17 protein-coding genes are annotated in these 21,197 nt (G+C 36.1%); 4 read left to right on the forward strand and 13 right to left on the reverse strand.

Annotation, left to right across the window (positions count from 1 at the left end; genetic code table 11):
• Window positions 1–10: 10 nt before the first annotated feature.
• Window positions 11–400 carry a bacillithiol system redox-active protein YtxJ gene (ytxJ, locus tag E5D58_RS07705; RefSeq protein WP_136481273.1) on the reverse strand — a complete coding sequence of 130 codons (390 nt, stop codon included), beginning with the start codon at window positions 398–400 and terminating at the stop codon, window positions 11–13.
• A gap of 192 nt (window positions 401–592) precedes the next feature.
• Here ytxJ and clpB point away from each other — a divergent pair, with 192 nt between their 5' ends.
• The 4 genes from clpB (at window position 593) to deoD (ending at window position 5,888) form a co-directional block, all read left to right on the forward strand.
• The gene (clpB, locus tag E5D58_RS07710; RefSeq protein WP_136481274.1) at window positions 593–3,199 is read left to right on the forward strand and encodes an ATP-dependent chaperone ClpB; all 2,607 of its coding nucleotides are present in this window, start codon (window positions 593–595) and stop codon (window positions 3,197–3,199) included.
• A gap of 407 nt (window positions 3,200–3,606) precedes the next feature.
• Window positions 3,607–4,356, forward strand: coding sequence for a deoxyribose-phosphate aldolase (gene deoC / locus E5D58_RS07715; RefSeq protein WP_136481275.1), 750 nt, complete (start codon window positions 3,607–3,609; stop codon window positions 4,354–4,356).
• Window positions 4,357–4,511: 155 nt separating this feature from the next.
• Window positions 4,512–5,180: a deoxyribose-phosphate aldolase gene (gene deoC, locus E5D58_RS07720; protein ID WP_136481276.1), complete on the forward strand. Its 669-nt coding sequence runs from the start codon at window positions 4,512–4,514 to the stop codon at window positions 5,178–5,180.
• A 9-nt stretch (window positions 5,181–5,189) separates the two neighbouring features.
• Window positions 5,190–5,888, forward strand: coding sequence for a purine-nucleoside phosphorylase (gene deoD / locus E5D58_RS07725; protein WP_136481277.1), 699 nt, complete (start codon window positions 5,190–5,192; stop codon window positions 5,886–5,888).
• Here deoD and E5D58_RS07730 read toward each other — a convergent pair.
• The 12 genes from E5D58_RS07730 to E5D58_RS07785 all read right to left on the reverse strand — a co-directional run bounded on the left by E5D58_RS07730 (window position 5,885) and on the right by E5D58_RS07785 (window position 21,066).
• The gene (locus tag E5D58_RS07730) at window positions 5,885–6,631 is read right to left on the reverse strand and encodes a DUF6503 family protein (RefSeq protein WP_235835865.1); all 747 of its coding nucleotides are present in this window, start codon (window positions 6,629–6,631) and stop codon (window positions 5,885–5,887) included. The genes deoD and E5D58_RS07730 overlap by 4 nt on opposite strands.
• 67 nt (window positions 6,632–6,698) lie before the next feature.
• Window positions 6,699–7,538 carry a 5-oxoprolinase subunit C family protein gene (locus E5D58_RS07735; protein WP_136481278.1) on the reverse strand — a complete coding sequence of 280 codons (840 nt, stop codon included), beginning with the start codon at window positions 7,536–7,538 and terminating at the stop codon, window positions 6,699–6,701.
• Window positions 7,531–8,265 (reverse strand): 5-oxoprolinase subunit PxpB, encoded by a 735-nt coding sequence (gene pxpB / locus E5D58_RS07740; RefSeq protein ID WP_136481279.1) that lies wholly within the window; start codon window positions 8,263–8,265, stop codon window positions 7,531–7,533. The genes E5D58_RS07735 and pxpB overlap by 8 nt, the downstream gene beginning before the upstream one ends.
• Window position 8,266: 1 nt before the next feature.
• Window positions 8,267–9,004 carry a 5-oxoprolinase subunit PxpA gene (pxpA, locus tag E5D58_RS07745; protein ID WP_136481280.1) on the reverse strand — a complete coding sequence of 246 codons (738 nt, stop codon included), beginning with the start codon at window positions 9,002–9,004 and terminating at the stop codon, window positions 8,267–8,269.
• Between the two features lie 3 nt (window positions 9,005–9,007).
• Entirely contained in the window at window positions 9,008–10,237 is a 1,230-nt protein-coding gene (locus E5D58_RS07750) for an Nramp family divalent metal transporter (RefSeq protein ID WP_136481281.1), read from the reverse strand.
• Between the two features lie 33 nt (window positions 10,238–10,270).
• Complete coding sequence (locus tag E5D58_RS07755) at window positions 10,271–13,489, reverse strand: S41 family peptidase (protein WP_136481282.1); 3,219 nt, start codon at window positions 13,487–13,489, stop codon at window positions 10,271–10,273.
• A gap of 135 nt (window positions 13,490–13,624) precedes the next feature.
• Window positions 13,625–15,160 carry a YifB family Mg chelatase-like AAA ATPase gene (locus E5D58_RS07760; RefSeq protein ID WP_136481283.1) on the reverse strand — a complete coding sequence of 512 codons (1,536 nt, stop codon included), beginning with the start codon at window positions 15,158–15,160 and terminating at the stop codon, window positions 13,625–13,627.
• A 110-nt stretch (window positions 15,161–15,270) separates the two neighbouring features.
• A complete protein-coding gene (locus E5D58_RS07765) occupies window positions 15,271–16,557 on the reverse strand; it encodes an alginate export family protein (RefSeq protein ID WP_136481284.1) in 1,287 nt (428 codons plus the stop codon).
• Window positions 16,558–16,708: 151 nt separating this feature from the next.
• Window positions 16,709–17,533: an ABC transporter ATP-binding protein gene (locus E5D58_RS07770; RefSeq protein ID WP_136481285.1), complete on the reverse strand. Its 825-nt coding sequence runs from the start codon at window positions 17,531–17,533 to the stop codon at window positions 16,709–16,711.
• An 11-nt stretch (window positions 17,534–17,544) separates the two neighbouring features.
• Entirely contained in the window at window positions 17,545–18,390 is an 846-nt protein-coding gene (locus tag E5D58_RS07775; RefSeq protein WP_136481286.1) for an ABC transporter ATP-binding protein, read from the reverse strand.
• A gap of 89 nt (window positions 18,391–18,479) precedes the next feature.
• Window positions 18,480–19,586, reverse strand: a complete 1,107-nt coding sequence (locus E5D58_RS07780) for an ABC transporter permease (protein ID WP_136481287.1) — start codon at window positions 19,584–19,586, stop codon at window positions 18,480–18,482.
• An 85-nt stretch (window positions 19,587–19,671) separates the two neighbouring features.
• Window positions 19,672–21,066: a CmpA/NrtA family ABC transporter substrate-binding protein gene (locus tag E5D58_RS07785; RefSeq protein ID WP_136481288.1), complete on the reverse strand. Its 1,395-nt coding sequence runs from the start codon at window positions 21,064–21,066 to the stop codon at window positions 19,672–19,674.
• Window positions 21,067–21,197: the final 131 nt, after the last annotated feature.

Raw genomic sequence — 21,197 nt, forward strand, 5'->3', positions numbered from 1 at the left:
TCTTAAAACATTACATATACTCAGATAAATCAATGTCGTTGATACCTCCGTGAGAAGCATGAGCAACGGCTTCTCCTTGCCTAACAATAATAATTTGAGGCGATTCGTGCATCACTTGAAATCTATAGCCAACCTCATTCGATACGTCGCGATAGCTTAATAAGTCCAGATAATATAAGTCCAAATCGCTTTCTTTAAATTGATACGCATCAATAAACTGATTCATTACCATTCTACTAATGCCACATCGGGTTGAGTGCTTGAATATAACCTGTGTTTTACTTTTAGATTTTTCTTTAATTACATCCAATTGTTCTAAACTAGACAATTCAATCCAAGGCAGAACTTTTTCTTCTTTTGGTTCCGATGAACCTCCAAATAATTTATTGATTAATCCCATTGATGCTATTAAGTTTTATTTTCAATGCTTTAAGTCGCCAAATATATTAAATCTTACAAACAGACAAAACGTCATCCTAAAACAAAATAAAACAGACATTTTGTCTTAGCAAATGGATTGGTAAGATTGTTGACTTCTTCTTGATGTAAACAAAAAGAAACACCCGTAATATCGGAAAAATAAAAATTGAATATGAATCTAAACAATTATACAATTAAATCACAGGAAGCCATACAGCAAGCACAACAGCTTGCGCAAGGCTTTGGCCATCAACAAATTGAAAACGAACACCTTTTTAAAGGCGTTTTTAATGTTGACGAAAATGTTTTGCCCTTTATACTGAAAAAACTGCATGTCAATGTAAATATTTTAGAACAAGCTTTAGATAAGCAGTTAGAAAGTTTTTCAAAAGTATCTGGAACCGAACTTATGCTTTCTAGAGAAGCTGGTAAATCTTTAAATGAAGCCGCCATCATTGCTAAAAGAATGAATGATGACTTTGTCTCTATCGAACATTTAATATTGGCCATTTTTAAATCAAAAAGTAAAATTGCCCAAATGTTAAAAGATCAAGGTGTTACAGAAAAAGGGTTAACAGCGGCTATTGATGAATTGCGTAAAGGCGAAAAAGTAACCTCTCAAAGCCAAGAAGAAACTTATAATGCCTTATCAAAATACGCTAAGAACTTAAATCAACTAGCAAAAGATGGTAAGTTAGACCCTGTAATTGGTAGAGACGAAGAAATACGACGTATTCTTCAAATATTATCTCGTAGAACCAAAAACAACCCTATTCTTGTAGGGGAACCAGGTACCGGAAAAACCGCTATTGCAGAAGGGCTTGCACATAGAATTGTAGATGGTGATATTCCTGAAAACCTAAAAGACAAGCAGATTTTTGCACTTGATATGGGGGCCCTTATAGCAGGAGCTAAATATAAAGGTGAGTTTGAGGAGCGTCTTAAATCGGTAATTAAAGAAGTTACCACTAGCGACGGCGATATCGTCCTTTTTATTGATGAAATACACACACTAGTGGGTGCTGGCGGTGGACAAGGCGCTATGGATGCTGCTAATATTTTAAAACCAGCTTTAGCAAGAGGCGAACTACGTGCCGTTGGAGCGACTACACTTGATGAGTACCAAAAATACTTTGAAAAAGACAAAGCGCTAGAACGTCGTTTTCAAAAGGTTTTGGTAGACGAACCAGATACCGAAAGTGCGATTTCGATCTTAAGAGGAATCAAGGAAAAATATGAAACACATCACAAGGTACGTATTAAAGACGACGCTATTATTGGAGCGGTAGAGTTATCTCAACGGTATATTACCAATCGTTTTTTACCCGATAAAGCTATTGACTTAATGGACGAGGCGGCATCAAAAATGCGTATGGAAATAAACTCTAAGCCAGAGGAACTAGATGTATTAGATAGAAAAATAATGCAACTAGAAATTGAAATTGAAGCCATTAAAAGAGAGAAAGATGAAGCTAAGTTAAAATCGTTAAAAGCAGACTTGGCAAATTTTAAAGAGCAACGTAATGAAATAAATGCCAAGTGGAAAAGTGAAAAAGAAGTCGTTGACAATATTCAAAACATTAAACAAAATATTGAAAACTTCAAGCTTGAAGCTGAAAAAGCAGAGCGCGAAGGGGATTATGGTAAAGTGGCTGAATTACGCTATGGCAAGATAAAAGAAGCTCAAGAACAACTTGAAACATACCAAGTAAAACTTCAAGAACAGTCTGAAAATTCTTTGATAAAAGAAGAGGTTACTTATGATGATATCGCTGAAGTTGTTGCTAAGTGGACAGGAATTCCTGTAACAAAAATGCTTCAAAGTGAAAGGGAAAAACTCTTGAAACTTGAAGATGAGCTACACAAACGTGTTGTTGGACAAGAAGAGGCTATAGAAGCTGTAAGTGATGCTGTAAGACGAAGTAGAGCAGGTTTACAAAACCCGCAAAAACCCATAGGTACGTTTTTATTTTTAGGAACAACTGGTGTTGGTAAAACAGAACTTGCTAAAGCCTTAGCAGAATATTTATTTGACGATGAAAGCGCCATGACACGAATTGACATGAGCGAATATCAAGAACGACACGCAGTAAGCAGATTGGTTGGAGCGCCTCCTGGATATGTTGGTTATGACGAAGGCGGGCAATTAACAGAAGCTGTTAGACGCAAGCCTTACTCTGTTGTTTTATTAGATGAAATAGAAAAAGCCCATCCCGATACTTTTAACATACTATTACAAGTACTTGATGAAGGTCATTTAACAGATAACAAAGGACGAACTGCAGATTTTAAGAATACTATTATAATTATGACGTCTAATATGGGAAGTCAAATTATTCAAGAGCGTTTTGAAGCCACAAAAGACATAGACTCGGCCATTGAAGCTGCTAAAGTCGATGTTCTTGGATTACTAAAGCAGTCGGTAAGACCTGAATTCCTTAATAGAATTGATGATACCGTTATGTTTACTCCACTTAGCAAGGATAACATCCTTGATATTGTTGGACTTCAGTTAAAGAGCATTACAAAAATGATCGCTCAACAAGGTATTACGTTTGATGCCACACAAGAAGCTATATCCTACCTAGCGGATAAAGGATACAATCCAGAATATGGAGCTAGACCGGTTAAGCGTGTTATTCAAAAAGAGGTACTTAATGCGCTTAGTAAAGAGATATTGGCTGGTAAGGTTACTACAGATAGTATTATCTTATTGGATGCCTTTGATGAAAAGTTAGTTTTTAGAAATCAAAGCGACTTAGTTACTAAGGAAGTGTAAATTTTTTGAAAACTTTTGTAACATTTAAGGTTATAAATAGTCTATAAATTAGTTGGTTAGTTGAAAAGCAACATGATACTCTAAGAGTGGATTGTTGCTTTTTTTTATTCCAAATTTAAAGATTGGCCGTTCAAATATCAATTTAATTATACAAGACAGAAGCAAGAAAAGTGATTTATCAAACAATAGCGTATAACTAAATTCGGGAGCTAATAATAAAAAAATAAAATGAAACAAATACTATTTTGTTTAATATCTTGTTATGTTGTTACCTTATACTTACAGTTCATCTAAAATTGCTTTTTTAACACAAATTAGTAAATTTAAATCAATAAATTAGCTGTTATATAAAGCCCCAAACTTTGCATTAATTAAACCGTAAAACTCATTAAAAACCTGCTATTTCAATGAATATCTCTAAACAAATAGATTTTACATTACTAGATTCCAATACCACAGAACACGATATTATTGTGCTTTGCGAAAAGGCTATGGTAAATAACTACAACAGTGTTTGTGTAAATAGTTGCTATGTAGCTCTTGCCAAACAGTTATTAGTAAAATCTGATGTTATGGTAACTACTGTGGTTGGATTTCCTTTGGGTGCTACCACAACGAAATCAAAGGCTTTTGAAGCGAAACAAGCTGTGTTAGATGGTGCTGAAGAAATTAGCATGGTTATTAATCTTGGCTATTTAAAAAGTAGAAATTATGTGGCAATCTTAAAGGATATTACAGATGTAAAACTCTCCATTGGTTCTAAATCGCTTAAGGTTATTATTGAAATATCCGAGCTTAATAAAAATGAGATTATTAAAGCCTGTGAAATCTGCTTAGATGGTCAGGCAGATTTTATTGAAACCTCAACAGGATTTTCTAAAGGAGGCGCCACTTTTACTGCCATTAAAATCATTAAGAAAACCGTTAAAAACAAAGCTTTAATTAAGGCCACTGGTGACATTACTGATTTTGATACTGCCATAAAATATTTAGAAGTAGGGGCTGATAGAATTGGAAGTTTTACAGCAATAAACCCTTTTAGTAACTCTCGTCAAATCCGAAATAGTAGAATCTACAAGCAGTATATCGAAAAGTCTAAAAATGTTAATATTAAAATTGACGTGCCAAAGTCTATGTCGCACAAAACAATGCGTTAGGTTCTTTTTTTAAACTAAAAGACAAGGGCTATTTTTTTCTTTTGGTCTCAAGAAATAGCTTATATTACTTTTTGTTAATACCTTTGAGAGACCTCCTTTATGGTTTCTAAAAAGCTGGACTAAAGGCGAGGTGTTTTTAATAAAACAGTCTAACCATGAATAGCCCATTCAGTAAATTTATAGATCATACACTACTAAAAGCAACAGCCTCTAAAGAAGACATCACAGTGCTATGCGAAGAAGCAAAAACCTATGATTTTTTTTCAGTATGCGTGAATAGTGGTTACGTAGCACTTGCCAAAGAACAACTAAAAGGCAGTCCTGTTAAAGTTTGCTCTGTTATTGGCTTCCCTCTTGGAGCTATGAGCACCATAGCCAAAGTGGCTGAAGCTGAAAACGCCATTAAAGATGGTGCGGATGAAATTGATATGGTTTTAAACATTGGATTACTTAAAAGCAAAGATTTTGATGGCGTATGGAAAGATATTGAAGCTGTTAAAAAAACAATGCCAAACCATATATTAAAGGTAATTTTAGAAACCTGTTATTTGGAAGATATTGAGATTATTAAGGCCAGTGAGCTCGCAATCCAAAGCGGAGCCGACTTTATTAAAACCTCAACTGGATTTGGCAGTAGAGGAGCTAGCATTCATGACATAAAGTTAATGAAAAGTGTTTGTAAAGGCTGTGTTAAAATAAAAGCTTCTGGAGGTATTCGTGATGAAAAAACAGCCTTGGAGTTTATTAACCTTGGTGTAAATAGGCTTGGAACATCATCTGGGGTAGCTATAGTTACAGATAAAAAGTCAAATACAAAATACTAAAACAGTAACATGAGTATTCATATTGAAGCAAAAAAAGGCGATATCGCAGAAACCATATTACTTCCTGGCGACCCACTTAGAGCTAAGTGGATAGCGCACACATTTCTAGAAAACTCAAAATGCTTTAATAAAGTTAGAAACATGCTTGGTTATACTGGTTTGTATCAAGGGAAACCGGTTTCCGTTATGGGCACAGGTATGGGTGTACCCTCTATTTCATTATATGCCCACGAACTTATAACCGAATACGGCGTAAAAAATTTGATTAGGGTTGGTAGCGCAGGCTCTTATCAAAAGACAATAGCATTAAGAGATGTGGTTATAGCCATGTCTGCCTCCTCCAATTCTGGATTGAATAACATACGGTTTGCTAGTGCTAATTATGCGCCAACAGCCAGTTTTGAATTGTTTGAAAAAGCTTTAGATGTGGCAAAATCAATGCGTATTCCTGTTAAAGCAGGTAATGTTTTTACCTCAGATGAGTTTTATAGTGATGACTTTGAATCGTACAAAATATGGTCAAAATTTGGTGTTCTTTGCGTTGAAATGGAGACTGCAGGACTCTATACAGTAGCCGCTAAACACAAGGTTCAGGCGCTTTCCATTCTTACTATATCGGATTCGCTTGTCACAGGAGAGCGCACTTCCGCACAAGATCGAGAAACAAGTTTTGATGACATGGTTAAGATTGCCCTTAATTTAGCCTAAAAATTAAAATCAACCTTTATATGTTCCAACGCAATAATAGACAGTAACTTCAATTTATCATGCAAAAACAAACTATCTAATTGTTGCAGCTTAATAGTACCTGTTTCAGGTTTATAATTTCTGTAATCAACAAACCTAATACCACTAACGTAACGTTCATTATAAGCTTCTCTAAACCGCAGTCCCAAACCATCTTCTTCGTTATAAGAATATGCTAAATATTCTACAAGAAAGGTCTTAGCATTTACCCAATAAATAAAAATATCGTCAAAATCTTCACCACCTCCTTCTTCCTCAAAAGTAACTTCGATCTTAAAATAGTCTTGATTTTTTATAACTGTTCTACCCAAAAGTGTTTTCTTAACCGCTTTTGCATTGAGTCCATAGGGCAACACCGAAAAATAATGCACCGAGTTTACGGATGATGCATATTTTGGAATCATACTATCTGTAACATAAACTTTAGCGTTATTTACTAAACGCTCAAAACCCTTATTGCTCAACACATCCCATATAGAATCATTGTTCTTTAAGGTGATTCTTCCTAACTGAAACATCCCCTTGTTTCTAATTGCATAGTAATGTCTATCTCTAAAACTGAATGAAACTTTTGAAGAATCTATTAGGTTACCCCCAGAGGCAAGGATAGATTTCATAATAATTGTATTGGCATTCATGTCTTGCTTTTTATAACAAGACACTAAAAACAAGAATAGAATACCAATTATGAAGAAATTTTTCATGATCGCATCATTTCAAATTAAGTCGTAAAAACACAGCAAGCTTACTTCTAATAATATTAATTTGATTTCATAAAAACTGTATAGTTTGTCCTGTATACTTTTGAGCGAGCGTATTTATAGCAGCTTCCGTAAGTTGCAAAACCCTAGGATAGCCACCAGTAGTTTGGCAGTCTCTCATCAAAACAATGAGGTTTCCAGATGGTGTTAATTGGACAGTACCCGGAAGCACTGGCGACGTAATAATCTGATCCAAGCTATTATCCAATAATTCATTTAACTGGTATGCCATTCTATTATTGTGCTTTGATATCGTAAATACGTGAGACATTAACTTGTGTTGTTGCGCTTCAGAAAGCAAATAAAACTCTGGCCCTTTATAAACCCTAATAGTTTGACTATTAAAATAACTATCATTCACCTTTACGCCAGCGTACTTAATTCCAGATCCTTTCGCATAACTATTTAAACTTAGCTGCGCGCCTTTTTTAAGCTTGAACGTATCGGTAATTCCAGAATACATACTTCTGCTCCCTAATACTTTTTCCGATTGAAAACCTCCTTTAACAGCTAAATACGTTCTAAACCCTGTTTTTAAAGCTCCAAAGCTTAAAACATCACCACTTCTTACTTCAACAACCTTGTTATTTACAATAGACTTTTGGTTGAGTTTAGGGCTCATAAAAGCCCCTGTTAAGCAAATTAAGGTTTCACATTCAAATTTTAATGTATCGCCAGTCATGGTCATTTCTAGTATGGCATCATTAGACTTATTGCCCAATACGGCATTGGCCATAAGAGCCGCCTTAGCATCCATGGCACCCGAGTAAGGAATCCCTAGATTTTGGTACCCCATACGCCCCATATCCTGTATGCTAGACAATATGCCTGCTTTTATAACTCTAACCATTCCACACCTCATTTTCTAAGGAAAAAGCATCGGTTTCTACCAATTCCTTTATCTTAGAATATTCCTCAAATAAAACTGGGTAAAATTGAATACGATCTCCTGCCGATGCAAAACAGGGTGCTTTACTTTTTGGGCTAAAAAAGGTTATAGGTGTATTTCCTATAATATTCCAGCCTCCCGGACTTTTATTCGGGTAAACACCTGTTTGCTTACCTCCAATGGCAACGGCACCTTTTTCCACATGGAGTCTTGGCTGCGCATTTCTTGGTGTATGCAACTTAGCATCGAGCCCCCCTAAATATAAAAAACCGGGAAGAAAACCTAGAAAAAAAACGGTGTATACTGGTTTTGCATGCAAATGAATAATAGCCTCTTTAGACAGGTTATTTAGTTTTGCAATACGCTCCAAATCAATTCCAAAGCAATCCTCATAACAAACTGGAATTCTCCATAATTTACTGCACATAGTTAACTTTGAACCAAAATTTTCGCCATAAATCTGTTTTAACCTTGGAATACATTTGGTATGGTTTATTGCCCTATCATACACCACCAAAAGTGATTGATAAGCAGACCTTACCTCCTTTACATCAGTACCTAAACTTGCTTCAATTTTAGACTTAAAATGCAAAACATCCTTTAGAATTGTTTCATCTATTTCTTTAGGCCATTCTATAAGAACAGCATTTTCCCCAAAGGACTTAAATGTTAAAAGAAAATTGGACATTCTAAACAACCTTTATACCTTGATCACTTAATCTTTTAGTAAGCTCAGAAATCAAATTAAAAGCTTTTGGATGGTCTCCATGCATGCAGAACGTGTCGGCTTCAATGGCTTTAAGTTTTCCTGACCAGGTCTTTACCTTATTCGAAGTTACCATCCTGAATACATGGTCGAACATAGCATCCGCATTATCTATAATGGCATAATCCAAATCTCTAGAAACCAGAGTTAAATCATCATTGTAATTTCTATCGGCAAAAGCCTCATACATGATCGGAATGTTTTGCTCTATAGCCACTTTGGCTATAACCGATTTATAGGGTACATAAAGTTTAGCTCTAAGCATTAAGCCGCGCATAACCTCTACGACTACCTGCGCTGTTTTTTCATCTACAGCAGCTAAATTGTACAAAGCGCCATGTGGTTTAACATGATGAATCTGTAAATGATAATCATCTAAAACTTCGATCAAATCCTTTATTTGATTCTTAATAGATGTATACAAGGCAGTACATGGCATATCTATTATTTGTCTTCCAAAGTTTTCTTTGTCTGGAAAAGACGGGTGAGCTCCTATTTTTACCTTATTTTCTTTTGCTAGCCCCACAACAGTTCTCATGGTTTTTATGCCACCGGCATGGCCCCCACAAGCAATATTACAAGAAGATATAAATGGCATAATCTCCGACTCATTTCCAACCCCTTCGCCTACATCTGCATTAATATCAATACGTGTTTTCATAACTTACAGTAAATCTAGATTAAAAACCTTATTTAAAGTTGCTATTGCAAGTAAGATAGTAATTAACAAAATAGCACTACCAAAAAAATTTTGAAATGTTGTGTTTCTGTATTTTCCAAGAACAGCTGTTTTATTCATTACCCAAAGAAGAAACCCTACTATAACTGGTAATAAGACGCCATTAGTGATTTGGGCGCATTTTATTATTTCGATTGACTTGATGCCCAACGATGAACATAAAACCCCAACGCATAAAATACTTCCCCATACCAATTTGAATCTGACGGCTTTCATACTTGAATTCCAACCCAAACAGCCATCAATAACGTAAGCTCCAGCTAACGGCGCTGTTATAGCACTTGTTATTCCTGCTGCAAATAAACCTATAGCTAAAAAGTACTTGGCGAAATTTCCAAAAAGTGGCTCTAAGCCCTTAGCTAAATCAGAAGCATTATTGATCTCTGAAGACTCAATAGACGCCGCAGAAATAATAATACACATAGACACTAATCCACCTAAGGTAATAGCTAATATGGCGTCCTTTTGTGCGATTTCTAAATCTGTTTTATCATGCCACTTTTCTTTCACTAAAGAGGCATGTAAAAACAAATTATAAGGTACTACCGTGGTGCCAATAAGGGCAATAATGGTGAGTAAATTTTGGGAGTTTACTGAAGGCTTAACAATACCCTCAAATAGTTGAGAAAGATTTGGCTTGGTAATGACGGCTGCAAGTAAAAAAGCTAAACTCATTAAAATTACTAGGAATACCAAAACACGTTCTAAAACTTTGTAATTACCCATATACAACAACACAAAGGCTACTAAACCAATAAGTATACTCCAAAGGTTCAAATTATATAAACCTAAGTCTAAACTTTGATCTCCAAAAATGGTTTCCAACCCCAATACACCACCACTTATATTACCGGCTTCATAAGCTGCATTTCCAACCACGATAGCACTTAAAATAAGTAAAATAGCTAAAAGTTTAACTAAAGGGTGATTTATTTGTGCTCTGATAACTTGTGCCAAACCTTGCTGCGAAATAATACCTAACCGTGCAGCCATTTCTTGCAAAACAATTGTGGCCACAACAGATAGTGCTATCGCCCAAAGTAAACCATAACCAAATCCAGCACCAGCTAAAGTACACACCGTAACCGTACCCGGACCAATAAAAGCTGCTGCTATTAGTGGCCCTGGGCCAATATTTTTTAACAAATTTTTCAAAAACGTATTTTGAGATACGTCTAAAATACCCTTTTATAATTGTTTAAGCAACTCTTCAACAGCACGTTTTAGTTGTGTATCTCGCCCCTTTGCCTTATCATCTGGGTTGTTATGCACAAGAATATCGGGTTGTGCAGGTCCCAATTCCATATTAGATTGGGTTTCTTTTACATACCAGCCTCTAAAAGGCATCCTCACATAAGAACCATCTATTAAAGAGGTAGACCCTGTTGATATCACGGCACCAAAAGTAGGCACGCCTACTAAAGTACCAATGCCTAGGGCTTTATAAGCATGCGAAAAAATTTCTGCATTTGAGTAACTACTTTCATTACATAAAGCAATAGAGGGTCTCGTCCATGAAGCCAAAGGTAATCTTTCATTAAACGGATAATGATTTACAAATTCAGTATGGTCTGACTTCAAATTTTTGGTCGCTCCTCTCGGAATCGTATAAGCATGCTGTTTAACATTTAAAACAGCCATCAGGTAATCGGTAGTCCATCCTCCACCGTTATATCGAACATCAACAACAATACCTTGTTTCCCTAAACCTGCCGCGGTAAGTTCTCTTTCAAAACGTTCAAAGCTCTCCCAGTTCATACCTTGAATATGGATATAACCTAACTTACCACCAGAATACAAGTCTGTTAAACGTTTGCGCTCACTTACCCATGCCTTGTAATTTTCTATTCTATTGCTGCTTTTGGGTCTGAGAACTATTTCTTTTGAGACACCATCTCGTTCCACATTAATATATATTTTTTCATTTGAGGTCCCTTCAAGAAGACTGTAAATATTAGTTTGCTTACTTAAAATAACCCCATTGACACTCTTGATAATATCCCCTTGCATAAGCTGACTTACTTCTCTACTAGCAGGCATGTTTTCAATAACATTAACAACCCTTAAGTCCTCTCCAGAGCTTAACTCCAACTCAACACCTAAGAGTCCTGTAGATTCCTTTTGTATGTCCTCTCGGGTTTCAACCCGATACAAGCCCATATGACTGGCGTTTATTTGCCCCAGCATTCTATTTATCATATGCTGAAAATCAACGCGCGTGGAAGCACCAAGAGCTAATGGCTCGTATACCTGTCGAAGTTTGTTCCAATCTTGACCATGAAAATCGGGGTCATAAAACCCATCACGAATAGCTTTCCAGGCTTCATTAAAAATTTGTTTAGATTCCCCGTTATAATCAATATTCATTTTGGCAGTAAAGGCTAAATTCTCCAATTTATCCTTAGATAAATCTATACTTGACAAACTACCTTCTGATTTTGTAAAATATACCGTGGATTTATCATTATTAACAACCAAATTTTTTGGCTTAGTATCATTTAAAGTTACTGCCTTTTTATCTCTACCATCCCACTTAATTTTAAATAAATCTGAGCTAACTTTAGCATTTCCTCTTGAACCATTTCCAGTGGTATAATAGATGGTTTCACTATCTTTTGAAAACAACTTTCCAAATTCTCCTCCTACAAAAGCTGTTACCTGCACCTGGCGCTCATGAATATTTTCAAAATCTATTTTTATACGCTCAACAGATGCTTTCTCCTTGATATTTTCAGTATCCTTCTTGTTTTTTGAATCCTCTTTTTCATCTGGCTCTTCCTCCCAATCTTGCTTGGTCTTTTCCCAATCTTCTTTGGACAACCAAGTAAACCAAACGTCATAATCATTATTATTTCTATTCGATGAAAACATTAGTTTTTTTCCGTCAGGACTCCATACCGGATCTGTGTCGCGCTTTGGGTGCATGGAAATATTAACTGGTTCTTTGCTATTATCTGCGCTATGTATGTAAACCTCCCTATTAAAATCTAAATCATTTAAACTATAAGCCAACCAATTTGAATCTGGAGACCAGGAAACGCCATTTGGTGTATCCCAACCATTTAATAACACGGTTTCATCGTAAAGATTAGCATTACCATCAATCTTAGCTACAATTAATTCACCGCGCCCTCTTACATAAGCTATAGACCTACCATTAGCAGCTAATACAGGTAAGCTTTCATCTTCCTCTGTTTCTGTTATTCTAGTGATCTCATGTTTTAAGGTTTTAAAAAGATTTGACTCCTCTTTATCACTTGATTTTACAACGTACAAGTCATTTTGCCCTGCTCTGTCTGAAATGAATAATAAGGTGCTATCATTTAACCATGTTGGCATACGGTCTCTATATGCCGAGTTAGACACATTAACGGTTCGCTTTTTATCTTTATTGGTACTTCTAATAAATAGCTCACCACGAATAGAAAGCGCAACATATTTACCATTTGGTGATAGAGCAATATCTTTAACGTTACTGTTGTAGGTTTTATGAACTATAGGGTCAAATCTGTAATCTGAATGGATGTTAATTTTCACCTCTTCAAGACTATTTGTATTCAAATTCATTTTAAATACCTTATCCCCTTTATTCATAACAAGCGTATTACCTTCTCTACTAATATGATATGAAGAAAGTCCCATGTCTTGAAAATCTGTTATAGCGGTAATGATTCCATCCTTCGCTCCTGTTTCAGATATACTTACCTTATGCACATTATATCTACCCGTTCTAGACGATTGAAAATACAAGGTGCTATCATTACCCCATTGCGGATAAAAATCGTTTCCAGCAAACGTAGTAATTTGTTTATACGTATCGTTTGTAATATCATATAGCCAAATATCTCTATTCGCAGGTCCTTGATAAGCTTCTCGTTCTAGGCGACACCTTCCTTTTGTAAAAGCTATAAACTTTCCATTTGGAGATAGTTTTGCATGGTAACCTAAAGCATCCATAAATCTTGTTGGAGTCCCTGAATTTTTTTTGAGAATAAATATTTCAGATTCTTTTTCCACTTGTGCAAAATATCGCCTCGTTGCGAACAAAACATCTCCTTTACTAGTAACATCGGAAGCTACATCATGAGCCGAATGATACGTTAAACGCTTCACTGCGCCCCCACTGGCTGGTATGGTAAAAATATCCTTATTACCATATCTATCGCTCTCAAATACAATGGTTTTCCCATCATGACTCCATAGCGGATTTGTGTCGTAAGCTTCATGAATAGTAAGCCTTCTTGGGTTTTTACCGTTGACATCCGCTATCCAAATATCGCCTTGAAAATTAAAGGCCATAGACTGTCCATTTGGACTCAATGTTGGTACATTAATTAATGTAGTTTGGGCAAAATTGACTGAAGAGATAAGAAATAAAGCAGCTAGCAACTTTATTGGTGATTTCATATTTTAAAAGTTTCGTTACATAACTCTCAAAAATACCCCTTATCTAAGCATTGAAAAATAAAATTAATTATTCTTTAACATTTACTTTTACCTTCTAAACACAAAGCCTTGTTGCCCATTGTTTCCAGGAAAGCTTTACCCCAACCACCCGTCTCTATCTAAGCTTCTGTATTGAATAGCTTCACTAATATGAGACCCATTAACTTGCGCTGAACCTTCAAGATCGGCTATGGTTCTGGACACTTTTAAAATTCTGTCGTAAGCTCTGGCTGATAGGTTTAAACGTTCCATTGCAGCTTTTAAAAGGGTTTTACTGGATTCGTCTAAAACACAGTATTCTCGAATTTGCTTAGTGTTCATTTGGGCATTATAATGTACCGATTCTGACTCTAAAAACCGTTGTGTTTGAATGTTTCTGGCTTTAATAACACGTTCTCTAATGCTAACAGAGCTTTCGCCTTTTCTGTCATCACTCAACTTATCAAAAGGTACGGGTGTTACTTCTATATGAATATCTATTCTATCTAATAAGGGCCCTGATATTTTCCCCAAATAGCGCTGCATCTCTGCAGGGCTAGAGGTAACAGGTGCATCTGGATCATTAAAATACCCTCCAGGACTGGGATTCATACTCGCTACTAACATAAAAGACGACGGATAAGTAACTGTAAACTTAGCTCTTGAAATGGTTACTTCCCTATCCTCTAAAGGCTGTCGCATGACTTCTAAAACCTCTCGTTTAAATTCTGGCAACTCATCTAAAAATAAAACCCCATTGTGAGACAAAGAAATCTCCCCTGGCTGTGGATAACTCCCCCCTCCTACTAAAGCCACATTCGATATGGTGTGATGCGGACTTCGAAACGGTCGCTGAGACATTAGGCCCGTATCTTTAATACGTCCTACCACCGAGTGAATCTTTGTCGTTTCCAAAGCCTCATACAAAGTCATAGGCGGCAAAATACTCGGTAAACGTTTTGCTAGCATGGTTTTCCCTGCACCCGGAGGCCCAATCAAAATGATGTTGTGGCCTCCCGCAGCGGCGATTTCCATGCATCGTTTTATACTCTCTTGGCCCTTTACATCGGCAAAATCAAACTCTGGAAATTCTAAATTTTTATAAAACTCCTCACGCGTATCTACAATAGTTTGTTCTAGGTGTTCTCCTTGGTCGAAAAAGTTAATCACCTGTTTTATATTCTCAACCCCATACACTTTTAGGTTATCAACAATAGCTGCCTCTTTGGCATTTTGAGCCGGCAGAATAAACCCTTTAAACCCCTCTTCTCTGGCTTTAACCGCAATAGGTAGCGCTCCTTTTATAGGTTGTAAACCTCCATCAAGCGAAAGTTCTCCCATAATTAAATAGCTATCTAGATGTTCCGCTTTTATCTGGGCAGAAGACGCCAATATACCAATGGCCAATGTTAAATCGTATGCCGAGCCCTCCTTGCGCAAATCGGCTGGTGACATATTGATTATAATTTTTTTTCCTGGAATTCTGTAACCATTATTTTGAAGGGCAGCAGCAATTCTAAAGTTACTTTCTTTTATAGCATTATCTGGAAGACCAACTAAGTGGTACCCTACCCCTTTATCAACATTTACTTCAACGGTAATGGTGGTAGCCTCAACACCAAAAACGGCACTACCATAAACTTTTTTAAGCATATTCTTACTTTAAGAATTAAATGTAAGAAAAGTATTTTAAACATCTATAACCAAAAAAAAGAATCCCCAAAAAAGGGGATTCTTAAAATCTTGAAATATGTTTTTTATGACTATTTACTTGCCGTGTTTAAAAACTTAGGTTTAATTAACAACTGTACCCAAGCCCAGTTTTGTACATCGGCGGCATCAGCTTTAGCAACACCTTTTAGCTCGTACATACCATCGCTAGCGAACATTTGAGAGTAACCTATTTTTAAACCATAGCCTTTAAACTTCTTTGAGAATACTAAATCAACCTCAGTACCTAAAGACTTCTCACCACTTGGCAATTCTTTTTCGGCACTAAAGTTAAGTACTTTAGCCATTAAGCTTGTAGTTTCTCCTAACTTGAAATTCGCCCCTACATGAACATCAAATAAACCAACACTGTTGGCATGGTTACCTACGTAGAAATAATCCATGAAACCATTAAACTTGTGGTTGGTTCCATATAATGGGAAAAATGCTCCTGTTTCGTCTGTATTCGTTTTATCGTTACCACTAATAATTTCAAGACCAGCTCCTAAACCAACTTTTGAAGATACTTTATACCCTAAGTCTAAACCTAGTAAGTAAGCGCCTTTCACATCTTTGTAAGATGTACCGTATATAGCCTTACCTGTTTGCATATAGGCATTAAGTGCTGCACTGAATGCATTTTTACCAAATTTTAAATGCGTCCCTAAGGTTTGTAAATTAGCAACATCGCCTAAACCAGCAGCCGCATTTTGAAAACCATTATTCATTAACAATACACTTCCTGAGAAGTTCTCCCATGCATTTGAAGCATGCACCATTTGCATCGTTTTATACGAAAAGAATCCTGAAGTATTATAAGCATTTCCTTCAGATATAAATCCTGTTGGGTGCGAATAATCTTGATTCCATGCTAGAGCAATATCTAATGCAAACTTATCCTTTTTATATTTGATAAGACCTGCATCATGGTTTCTTGCTTGTTGCGCCCAATCGAGACCACCTAATATACGCTGATCATCATACGATAATACTTGACGACCAAGTTTTGTGGACCAACCAGAACCTAACTGTAGCTCTGCCCAGGCTTGAAAAATTGCGAAAGAATTGTTTTGATCCCAAGGTAGAATTTGTCTGTTTTCACCCCATACCATAACATCTTGAAAACTTATATATACTTTGTAAGTTTCGGTGGCATATCCTGCATTTAATCTAGCCCTAGTAGAAATACCAAACCCAGGTTCGGCATTAGCTGGTATTAAGGATCCAAATCCATGGCGATATTCTGTTCTCGGTTTAAATTCTCCATCTAGAGTAAACTGTGCATGAGCAAATTTTAGACACACCAGTAATAATCCTAATATTACATATTGTTTTTTCATACGTTCTTGTTTTTAAATTTGATTGTTTTGAGTTTTTATTTTGAATTAAGTTTTTAAAAAGTAAGTCTTGGCAAATATAAAACGACAAAAAGGTCTTATTTATGACTTATCTCATATTTTTTTGCTGTCTTTGCAGGCTTTAATTTATGTTTTAGTGTTCTAAAAAGTCAATTAAATGTTTTCTGTATTTATAGTAATCGTCGTGTTCTAATACGGCTTTTCGTGTTCTAGGTCTTTCAAAATCAATCTCAAGAACATCACCAATTTTGGCACGAGGTCCGCTGGTCATCATCACCACGCGATCGGCTAAAAATATAGCCTCATCCACATCATGGGTAATCATCACGGCTGTAATTTTTTCTTTGTTCCAAATCTCTATTAAAATATCTTGTAACTCACCTCTGGTTAAAGAATCTAACATTCCAAAAGGCTCATCTAATAACAGTACTTTAGGCTTTATGGCAAAGGCTCTAGCAATACCTACACGTTGTTGCATCCCTTGAGATAAGTCGGCAGCACGCTTATCAAAAGCATCTTCCAAACCTACCTTTTGTAAATAGTATTTTGCAATATCATTACGTTGTGCTTTGGTAGCATCTGGGAATACTTGGTTAACCCCTAATAACACATTTTGTAAAGCGGTCATCCATGGCATTAAACTAGGTGCCTGAAAAATAACACCTCTATCTGGCCCAGGGCCTTTAATGTGTTTTCCCAATACCGAAATATGGCCTCCAGAAATTTCATTAAGTCCCGCTATCATAGACAGCATGGTTGTTTTACCGCATCCAGAATGCCCTATAATAGTAACAAATTCTTCCTTTCTTATTTGAAGATTCAAATCTTCAAGTACCACATAGTCACCTTTGGGTGTAGGATACACTTTCTTTAATTTCTTTAAATCCAGCATCACTTCGTTTGAAGGAAAAATGCCGTTATGCGTTGCATTAGTGGTTTCTTTTATAATTGTACTCATGGTTTCGGCTTTTAAAACTGGTTAACAAAATCTTTTGGCGTTAAATCTGGAAGCACAATTTCTTCTCTGGCTTTCGATTTCCGTTCATCTCCAATATCCATTAAATACTCAATAATAGCATTTCTTGTTTCTTTAAAATTGGCATTATCATTCAGCTCGGTTTTATCACGAGGGCGTTCAATATCAATTTTAAATTCTGGCCCGAGGGTTGCATTTGGTCCTGGACGTAATGGAATAATGCGGTCTGCCATATAAATACCTTCATCAACATCATTGGTAATCAATAGCGCGGTACGCTTATCTTTACCCCAAATATTTAAAATTTGATCTTGAAGGGTTCCCCTTGTTAAGGCATCTAAAGCACCTAAAGGCTCATCCATAATAATCATATCTGGCTTCATAGATAAAGCTCTTGCAACCGCAACACGCTGTCTCATGCCTCCTGATAATTCTTTTGGTAACTTATTAATAGCAGGTGTTAAACCAACCATGTCTATATAATGCGCCGCTTTACGCTTATAAACCGCTTTTTCTCGTTTTGGAAACGCCTCTTTAACAGCCATCATAACATTTTGCTCTACCGTTAACCAAGGTAGCAATGAATAATTTTGAAAAATCACACCGCGTTCATGACTTGTACCTTGCACGGGCTTCCCTTTAAACAATACCTCTCCCTTAGTTGGTTCTAACAAACCATTTATTAAGTTTACCAAAGTTGTTTTTCCACTTCCAGTAAAACCTACAATAGCTACAAACTCCCCTTCTTCTATTGATAAATTAATGTTTGAAAGCACTTCGGATTCGTCGTCTCCTTGTCCGTAAGTTTTATATACGTTATTTAATTCTAAATATGCCATTTTGTTAGTGTTTATGCGTTCATTCGTTTAACTGTTTAATCGTAGTTTTCGATTACACGATTTCAACAAATCAACAATTCAACATTTAGTTATATCGCATCTGTTTTTTCAAAAGACACTGCATTTTGAATAGTTAACATCAATCGGTCTAACAAGAAACCTATAATACCTATTACAAACATGGCAACTATAATTTTTGCATTGGAGTCGTTAGCTCCGTTTTGGAATTCTTCCCAAACAAACAACCCTAAACCAGGACTCTGTGCTAAAAGTTCGATAGCAATAAGTACCATCCAGGCTACAGATAATGTAATTTTTAAACCTGTAAAAATTAATGGTAAAGACGATGGTAATACAACCTTAAATACTTTTTGAAAAGGCCCTAACTTTAAAACCTTAGCAACATTAATATAATCTTTATCTACCGTTGAAACCCCCATGGATGTGTTAACCAATGTGGCCCACATAGAACACAAACCAACAGCTATAAACGAAATGGTAAATGAACTATCTTCACTAGAATCAATCAACAACGTTTTTACAATCATAAACACTAATAAGTACCAAACTACAGGCGATACAGGCTTAAAAATTTGAATAAACCAGTTAAACGCACTTTTAAGCGTTGGACTCAATCCTATAAAAATACCAAGTGGCACGGCAATCAATAAGGCTAAAAAGAATCCTGCAAATACGGTTTTTAAACTTCTAAAGATTTGATCAACAAACGAAGGTCTACCCGTATAAACAATAGGATCTTTACCCTCTGCAACTCTTTTTTCGTTTAATGCAGCCGTTTTTTCAGCAAAAGCAGCTTTATCGGCACTAATTAAGGCATGATCATTTAATAAAGATTGAAACGATGCCCAAACTTGTGATGGAGAAGGTAAGGTATTGGGTTGACAGCTAATATCTCCCGAAGCTATACAAGCAGCCATTTCATCGGCAGCAGCTTGCCCCTGCTCTGTAAGCGCTTTGTTAATTTTAAAGTCTGCTTCCGTATTGTAAAGCGTTCTTGCACCTAAATGCCATAATCCAATAAATAATAGAACGGAACCAATAGGTACAATAATTTTTCGCAGGAAGTTTTTGTAATCTTCCTTTCCTAGCTTCCCAGTAAATAGGTCTTTAAATGTGCTTAAAAAACCTAAGCCCATAAATTTGCTTACTTTTCCTAATGTGACACTTTGCTTCATAATTCTTTATTTAAATAGTGTTTAGTGTTTTGTGTTTACTTTTGTCATGCTGAAACTAGTTCAGCATGACAAAAGTCTTTGTTGTTTATTGCACAGCTTGGTCTTTGTTACCAATTTTAAAACTGTTAATGTATCCTATCGGATCTTTAGCATCGTAAGTCGTACCGTCAATGAAATCGGCAGTTGCAGGCTTGTATCCATCGGTAGTTGGGATATCGCTTGCAGGAATGTTTCCTTCTTCCACTAATAACTTAGCTGCTTTTGTCCAGATATCAGGTCTGTAAATATCTTTGATAGTGTTTGCATACCAATCTGCTGGCTTAGCCTCAGGAATTTGTCCCCATCTTCTCATTTGAGTTAAGAACCAGATCCCATCAGAATAGAACGGGTATGTTGCATTGTACTTGTAGAATACGTTAAAGTCTGGCATTTCTCTTTTATCACCTTTCTCAAATTCAAACGTACCAGTCATTGAGTTTGCTAATACCGCTTCATCAGCACCTACATATTGAGACATTGATAAGATTTTTACAGCTTCAGCTCTGTTTCCTGGCTCATCTAACCATTTACCAGCTCTAATTAATGCTTTAGTAACCGCAACAGCTGTGTTAGGGTATTGCTCCACAAATTTCTTTGTCATTACAAATACTTTCTCTGGGTTGTTCTTCCAGATATCGTAGTTGGTAGTAACAGGTACACCAATACCTTTAAAAACCGCTTGTTGGTTCCATGGTTCACCTACACAGTATCCATAAATAGTTCCTGCTTCAAGTGTAGCTGGCATTTGTGGCGGAGGTGTTACAGATAATAAAACTTCAGCATCAATTTGTCCTTGTACGTTTTCAGCAGTATACATGCCTGGATGAATTCCAGCCGCCGCTAACCAATATCTAATTTCGTAGTTATGCGTAGATACAGGAAATACCATACCCATTTTAAAGGCTTTACCAGAGTTTTTATAATCTTCAATTACAGGTTTTAAAGCCTCAGCTTTAATAGGGTGTACAGGCTTACCATCGGCACCTTTTGGTACATTTGGCTTCATTTTAGACCATACATCATTGGATACCGTAATACCATTACCATTTAAATCCATTGAGAATGGTGTTACTAACTCTGCTTGTCGACCAAACCCTGCTCCTGCAGCAATTGGTTGACCTGCTAACATATGGGAACCATCTAACTGACCATCAATAACGCGGTCTAATACATTTTTCCAGTTTGATTGTGCTTCAACAGAAACAAATAAGCCTTCATCTTCAAAAAATCCTTTTTCTTTAGCAATGGCTAAAGGTGCCATATCTGTTAATTTGATAAAACCAAATGTTAATTGTGGCTTTTCAATTTCTAAGGTCTTTGTTGTAGAAGTTTCAGCAGCTGTGTTTTCAGCTATGGTTGTTTTCTTCTCTTTACCACCACAAGCAAATAATACTGCTGCTACGGGTAACATCCAAGTTGTTCTTTTTAATAGAGCTTTCATGAGTTTGTTTTTAATGATTTTTAATTGTCACATGTAACCTTTAATGATTAAACTAATATTTAAACTTCGCTTAAATGATTATTTTAATCCTGTCGGTTTCATTATTTATGTTTTAATTATTAACTAAGTAT

This window comes from Cognatitamlana onchidii, assembly GCF_004804355.1.
In the GTDB taxonomy this organism is placed as follows: domain Bacteria; phylum Bacteroidota; class Bacteroidia; order Flavobacteriales; family Flavobacteriaceae; genus Cognatitamlana; species Cognatitamlana onchidii.

Coding starts and splice junctions, on each gene's coding strand:
- E5D58_RS07780 (WP_136481287.1), bottom strand. CDS start 19,586: ATGAAGCAAAGTGTCACATTAGGAAAAGTAAGCAAATTTATGGGCTTA.
- pxpA (WP_136481280.1), bottom strand. CDS start 9,004: ATGAAAACACGTATTGATATTAATGCAGATGTAGGCGAAGGGGTTGGA.
- pxpB (WP_136481279.1), bottom strand. CDS start 8,265: ATGTCCAATTTTCTTTTAACATTTAAGTCCTTTGGGGAAAATGCTGTT.
- ytxJ (WP_136481273.1), bottom strand. CDS start 400: ATGGGATTAATCAATAAATTATTTGGAGGTTCATCGGAACCAAAAGAA.
- E5D58_RS07760 (WP_136481283.1), bottom strand. CDS start 15,160: ATGCTTAAAAAAGTTTATGGTAGTGCCGTTTTTGGTGTTGAGGCTACC.
- deoC (WP_136481276.1), top strand. CDS start 4,512: ATGAATAGCCCATTCAGTAAATTTATAGATCATACACTACTAAAAGCA.
- E5D58_RS07755 (WP_136481282.1), bottom strand. CDS start 13,489: ATGAAATCACCAATAAAGTTGCTAGCTGCTTTATTTCTTATCTCTTCA.
- E5D58_RS07785 (WP_136481288.1), bottom strand. CDS start 21,066: ATGAAAGCTCTATTAAAAAGAACAACTTGGATGTTACCCGTAGCAGCA.
- E5D58_RS07770 (WP_136481285.1), bottom strand. CDS start 17,533: ATGAGTACAATTATAAAAGAAACCACTAATGCAACGCATAACGGCATT.
- deoD (WP_136481277.1), top strand. CDS start 5,190: ATGAGTATTCATATTGAAGCAAAAAAAGGCGATATCGCAGAAACCATA.
- E5D58_RS07735 (WP_136481278.1), bottom strand. CDS start 7,538: ATGGTTAGAGTTATAAAAGCAGGCATATTGTCTAGCATACAGGATATG.
- clpB (WP_136481274.1), top strand. CDS start 593: ATGAATCTAAACAATTATACAATTAAATCACAGGAAGCCATACAGCAA.
- E5D58_RS07765 (WP_136481284.1), bottom strand. CDS start 16,557: ATGAAAAAACAATATGTAATATTAGGATTATTACTGGTGTGTCTAAAA.
- E5D58_RS07730 (WP_235835865.1), bottom strand. CDS start 6,631: ATGAAAAATTTCTTCATAATTGGTATTCTATTCTTGTTTTTAGTGTCT.
- E5D58_RS07775 (WP_136481286.1), bottom strand. CDS start 18,390: ATGGCATATTTAGAATTAAATAACGTATATAAAACTTACGGACAAGGA.
- deoC (WP_136481275.1), top strand. CDS start 3,607: ATGAATATCTCTAAACAAATAGATTTTACATTACTAGATTCCAATACC.